Source organism: Alteromonas sp. KUL150, from assembly GCF_009811475.1.
GTDB lineage: Bacteria > Pseudomonadota > Gammaproteobacteria > Enterobacterales > Alteromonadaceae > Alteromonas > Alteromonas gracilis.
Genome location: NZ_BLIJ01000092.1, coordinates 1 through 4,848, shown reverse-complemented (window position 1 = coordinate 4,848; position 4,848 = coordinate 1). Strand labels below are relative to the sequence as shown.

4 protein-coding genes are annotated in these 4,848 nt (G+C 41.4%); all 4 read left to right on the top strand.

Annotation, left to right across the window (positions count from 1 at the left end; all coding sequences use genetic code 11):
• The first annotated feature begins 148 nt into the window (after positions 1 to 148).
• The 4 genes from GVO62_RS19155 (at position 149) to GVO62_RS19140 (ending at position 4,729) form a co-directional block, all read left to right on the top strand.
• Entirely contained in the window at positions 149 to 1,711 is a 1,563-nt protein-coding gene (locus GVO62_RS19155; RefSeq protein WP_159120610.1) for a methyl-accepting chemotaxis protein, read from the top strand.
• Between the two features lie 115 nt (positions 1,712 to 1,826).
• Complete coding sequence (gene murB, locus GVO62_RS19150; RefSeq protein WP_159120609.1) at positions 1,827 to 2,861, top strand: UDP-N-acetylmuramate dehydrogenase; 1,035 nt, start codon at positions 1,827 to 1,829, stop codon at positions 2,859 to 2,861.
• On the top strand, positions 2,858 to 3,844 hold the full coding sequence (gene birA / locus GVO62_RS19145; RefSeq protein ID WP_039222269.1) for a bifunctional biotin--[acetyl-CoA-carboxylase] ligase/biotin operon repressor BirA: 987 nt from the start codon (positions 2,858 to 2,860) through the stop codon (positions 3,842 to 3,844). Before murB ends, birA begins: the two co-directional genes overlap by 4 nt.
• Before the next feature lie 138 nt (positions 3,845 to 3,982).
• A complete protein-coding gene (locus GVO62_RS19140) occupies positions 3,983 to 4,729 on the top strand; it encodes a type III pantothenate kinase (RefSeq protein WP_159120608.1) in 747 nt (248 codons plus the stop codon).
• The last annotated feature ends 119 nt before the right edge of the window (positions 4,730 to 4,848 follow it).

The following is a 4,848-nucleotide window of genomic DNA, read 5'->3' as shown; positions in this document are numbered from 1 at the left end:
TGTACTCTGACCCCAATATTCAAAGTAATACTCTTTGCTCCCACTATGTGCATTGAAGTAAATAAAGTTCTACTACCAACTGCTTATAGAAATTAGATAGAAATCAGACTACATTTGAAAGATGTTAAAGCAATGTTAAGTGCGTTTAATGAAGTATTTATTGATGGCGGCTATCGCTGGGTTAAGCAGTTTGGCGGCACATTGGGTCACTGATAATAACTGGATAGCTTCTGGCATTACTTTTGTCAGTGCTCTGGTAGGGGCGTTTTTTATTTATAGCGCGTCTGATAAAAAGGTAATTGAAAATGTTAGCGCATCAATAAAGTTAGATGTTACTAGTCATAAAAATAACGATGCTACGAAGGTGAGTCATGCCGTAAGTAACATTGCTATAGGCGGCGCCTCTGTTTCGTTTTTTCTCGAACAATTATCAAAAGCCTTCAATGAACAGGTCGCACACATTGGTGAGATGAGCGGGCGACTCCAGCACTTAGAAACTTCATCAAGCTCGTTAGATGAACTTGCAAAGAATGCCTATGCGTCAATGAGTGAGTCTGACGAAAAAACACAATTAGGTAGCTCGTCTTTAAAAGAAGTGTTGAAGCAGCAACAGCAGCTCGTAAAAAATATAAATGCGTCCTCAGAAGCATTAGCCATTTTAAAAAGTAGGGCTGAGGGTATCAGTACTATCACCAATACGATTAATCAATTGGCCGATCAAACAAATATGTTGGCGTTAAATGCCGCTATCGAAGCCGCAAGAGCGGGTGAACAGGGAAGAGGCTTCGCCGTTGTTGCGGATGAGGTAAGAGAATTAGCAAAAAAAACAACGGATGCTACATCAGGAATTGAAAGCTTGTTGAAAGATATGAACACGAGCAGCCAAGCCGCGGTCGAGACAATGCAAACGGTGCTAAATTCTAGTGGCGATATGAATGTGCAGTTACAAGAAAGTGAAAATGCCATCTCTTATTCAAGCTCATTATCTACGCAAGCTCGCGAATCAATGGGCGCTATGCAAGGTATGGTAGAGAGTAATACTGAACACAGTGCAGGTATTAGTGCCAATATATTAAAGCTACATAGCACGACGGAAAATCTAGAGCGAGATCTCAATGATGTAGCAACACGAGCGCTTACATTGAGCAGCCAAGCAGAAGATATATTCAGACTGTTGGAGAGTTTCGATGTAAATGACAGGAATAGTGAAGTAAGGGATATCGCGATATCTACAGCAGAAAAAATAGGTAAGCGCTTCGAACAAGCAATATCAAACGGTGAGATATCCGAGTCACAATTGTTTAGTTTTGATTATACACCGATGCCAAACACCAACCCCGAGAAGCACACAACTCCTTTTGATAGCTTCACTGACAAGGCGCTTCCTGAGTTGCAGGAGCCCATATTAGATAATCACAGCTATATTATTTACGCTGGAGCAGTAGATAAGAATGGCTATTTTCCTACTCACAATAAAAAGTACAGCCAGCCCCTTACCGGTGATTACGAAAAAGACTTAGCGAATAATCGCACGAAACGTATATTTAGCGATAAAACGGGTAGTCGTTGTGGTAGTAATACCTCTACTTTTTTACTTCAGACATATAAACGGGATACCGGTGAGATAATGCACGATCTATCAGCGCCTATTTATGTTAAAGGTAAGCACTGGGGCGGGTTTCGTATTGGCTACAAAGCCGAAGAGCAGTAGCGCCAGCAAGAGCCGAAGGTTGCATACCCATGCAACCATTATTTGCGTGTTTACACTTTTATTTAGTGCTTGGTTACCCTACCATTAGCGAATTGTTCGCAGTTCGTAAAATTATATGCCTTCATTACAAAGCTATAGCACGTTTGGTCTCTCTGCATCCTGTGATTCAATTGAGCTATTCACCGATGTTTCATCTTTTTTATCTATATACAATTCAATCAAAAATCGAACTGATAACGCCATCTACATTCTTGGTGGTGGAAGCAACTCCATTTTTACCAATGACTTTGATGGAACAGTATTGGTTAACGAAATTAAAGGTATTAGTCATTTCGATACAGAGAGTCATCACTTTTTAAGAGTTGGCGCTGGCGAGAACTGGCATGACTTCGTGACTTTGTGTATGAGCGAGAAGTGGTATGGGTTTGAGAACTTAGCATTAATACCTGGTTCGGTTGGCGCTTGCCCTATTCAGAATATTGGCGCCTATGGTGTAGAGGTAAATACGTTAATTGAAAAAGTGGAGTGTGTATTCCTTGAGACCGGCGAACAAGTTGTGCTGAGTAATGAGGACTGTCAATTTGGCTATAGAGACAGTGTGTTTAAACACGAACTCGCGAACAAAGTGTTGATCACTCATGTAAACTTTAAACTGCCCAAGCACTACGAACTTGAAACTAGCTATGGTGAATTAGCCGCGCTTTCTGAGCCAACCCCAGAAAAGATATATAGTAAGGTAATAGAAATTAGAAAGAACAAACTTCCCGACCCAACCGAGCTTGGCAATGCAGGGAGTTTCTTCAAAAACCCAGTTGTTTCACAAGCCGTGTATCAAGGGATTGCGCAAGGATACGATTCAGTACCTCATTTTGTAGTCGGCGGAAGTGCTGAAGTACCAGCAATTGAAAAAGAACAAATAAAAATACCGGCTGCTTGGCTTATTGACCAAGCAGGTTTTAAAGGCAAGACTTTAAATAAAGTACGATGCCACCCTACACAGCCATTGGTACTTACTAATTTAGGTGGAGCCACCGGAAGCGACGTTGTCACCATGGCAAGAGATATCATAGCAAGCGTACATGAAAAGTTTGGCATACAGCTTGAGCCAGAAGTGCGCTTATTAGGAAACAAAGGACTTATTTCGCTATGAGACAAGCATCAAAAGCTATAAGAAAACATATACTGGCTTTGTTGTCTGACGGCCAGTTTCACTCTGGTGAAACTATTGCCCAGCAAGTGGGCCTATCGCGTACAGCAGTTGCAGGCCATATTTCCCAACTCGCCGATTGGGGATTAGATGTATTTAAAGTAAAAGGTAAAGGCTACCGTTTAGAACGAGGGTTTCCATTGTTAAGCGCCGACAGCATTAAACGTCATTTAGGCAATACAAAACGAGCGGTTATTGATGTGGAGTCGGTTTTACCTTCCACCAATACGGAAATGAAGAAGCGTATTGCGAGTAAACGAGAAGATCTTGAAAACGGCGATGTGGTTTTTGCTGAAATTCAAACCGATGGAAGAGGACGACATGGCCGTTCATGGTTAGCACCGGTAGGCGGTAGCTTAACATTCTCTATGTATTGGTCTTTTCCTGACGGTTATCAAAGCATGGCTGGGCTTTCTTTGTTAGTTGGGCTAGCGGTTTGCGATGCACTTAAAGAGTTTGGCGTAGAAGACGCCGAGCTTAAATGGCCGAATGACATTTATTTACAAGGTAAAAAGCTTGCGGGCGTACTTATTGAGGTAGAAGGACAGATTGGGGCCACCGCTCACAGTGTTATCGGCATAGGCTTAAATGTTTGTGTTCCCGATAACCAATACGATGTGGGTCAGCCTCATAGCGATCTCGCTTCATATTTAGGCACTATCCCAGATAGAAATGCACTAGCTGCAGAAATCATTAAATCCCTGTGGTCTTATTTGCCTAAATTCACTCAGCAAGGCTTCGGGCCATTTACTGCATATTGGGAAGCGCTCGACTTATACGCCGATAAACGTATTGTTTTACAAATGGGCGAGAAGCGTTTTTCCGGTATTGATAGAGGCGTAGACGCAAGCGGCGCACTTCTGGTTGAGACCCAAGATGGAATTACACGATTCCACGGTGGTGAAGTTAGCCTTAGAGGCAACTAACGCTCTATTTCACGGCTAAGTTACGAAGTGTCAGAAAATATTTTGTTGTAAAAGTACTTCGTAGTTCATCTTTGTGATTTTTAAATAGCATTTTAACCGTTCGTTTTACGCAATTCTTTGCGATCGAAATCAAAAACTATGAACAATATTGAAGAAAACCACGTCATCTTAGTGGATATAGGTAACACCCGAATTAAATATTCACTGCTTTGTGACGCCGAAGAAGAGCCAAATGCATGTGAAGATGCCATTTCTCTTTTCTTTTTTGTCGATTCTCAAGAAAAAATATCTCATTTATACGTTGCCTCGGTAAGAAACCAGGAACTGGTTGATGAAATTTCCACCATGTGTAATGAGAGAAATATAATTTTTGTAGAAAAGCACACAGAGAAGGAAGCCTTCGGGATAAAAAATAGTTATGCGAATGTTCAAAAAATGGGCGTTGATAGATGGCTTGCTATGATCTGCGCTGCAGAAAAATCAAAAAAAGCATTTTTTGTTATGGATGTGGGTACAGCAATCACGGTGGATTTTGTTGTAGATGGTCAACATTTAGGCGGTTGGATCGTGCCTGGATTTCAAGTTATGCGTAATGCATTGGTCGCTTCAACTAAAAAAGTGTTCGCGAATGATGAAATTCCGACCACTTTTGGAGTGGGAACCGACACGGAGGATTGTGTGGCAAGTGGGTGTCATGCAGCCCTTTATGGTGTTTATTTGAGCGCTATTGATTACATATCAAGCAAACAAACCGAATTTGACATAATTTTAGGGGGTGGAGACAAAAAAGTGTTTGCATTCTTAAAATCTGCTGATAACATGCGCCTCGCTCATTTGGTGATGCAGGGTCTTGCCCGCTACGCTCGAAGTGAACTTCTAAAGTGAACATCGACGTAAGTTTTTGATTAGTTGAAAAATTGGTCAAAAAAGAAAATTGAAAAATTTTCAAAAAGACACTTGCACAGAGTTAAACAATACTCTAGAATGCGCACCCACTTGATGTA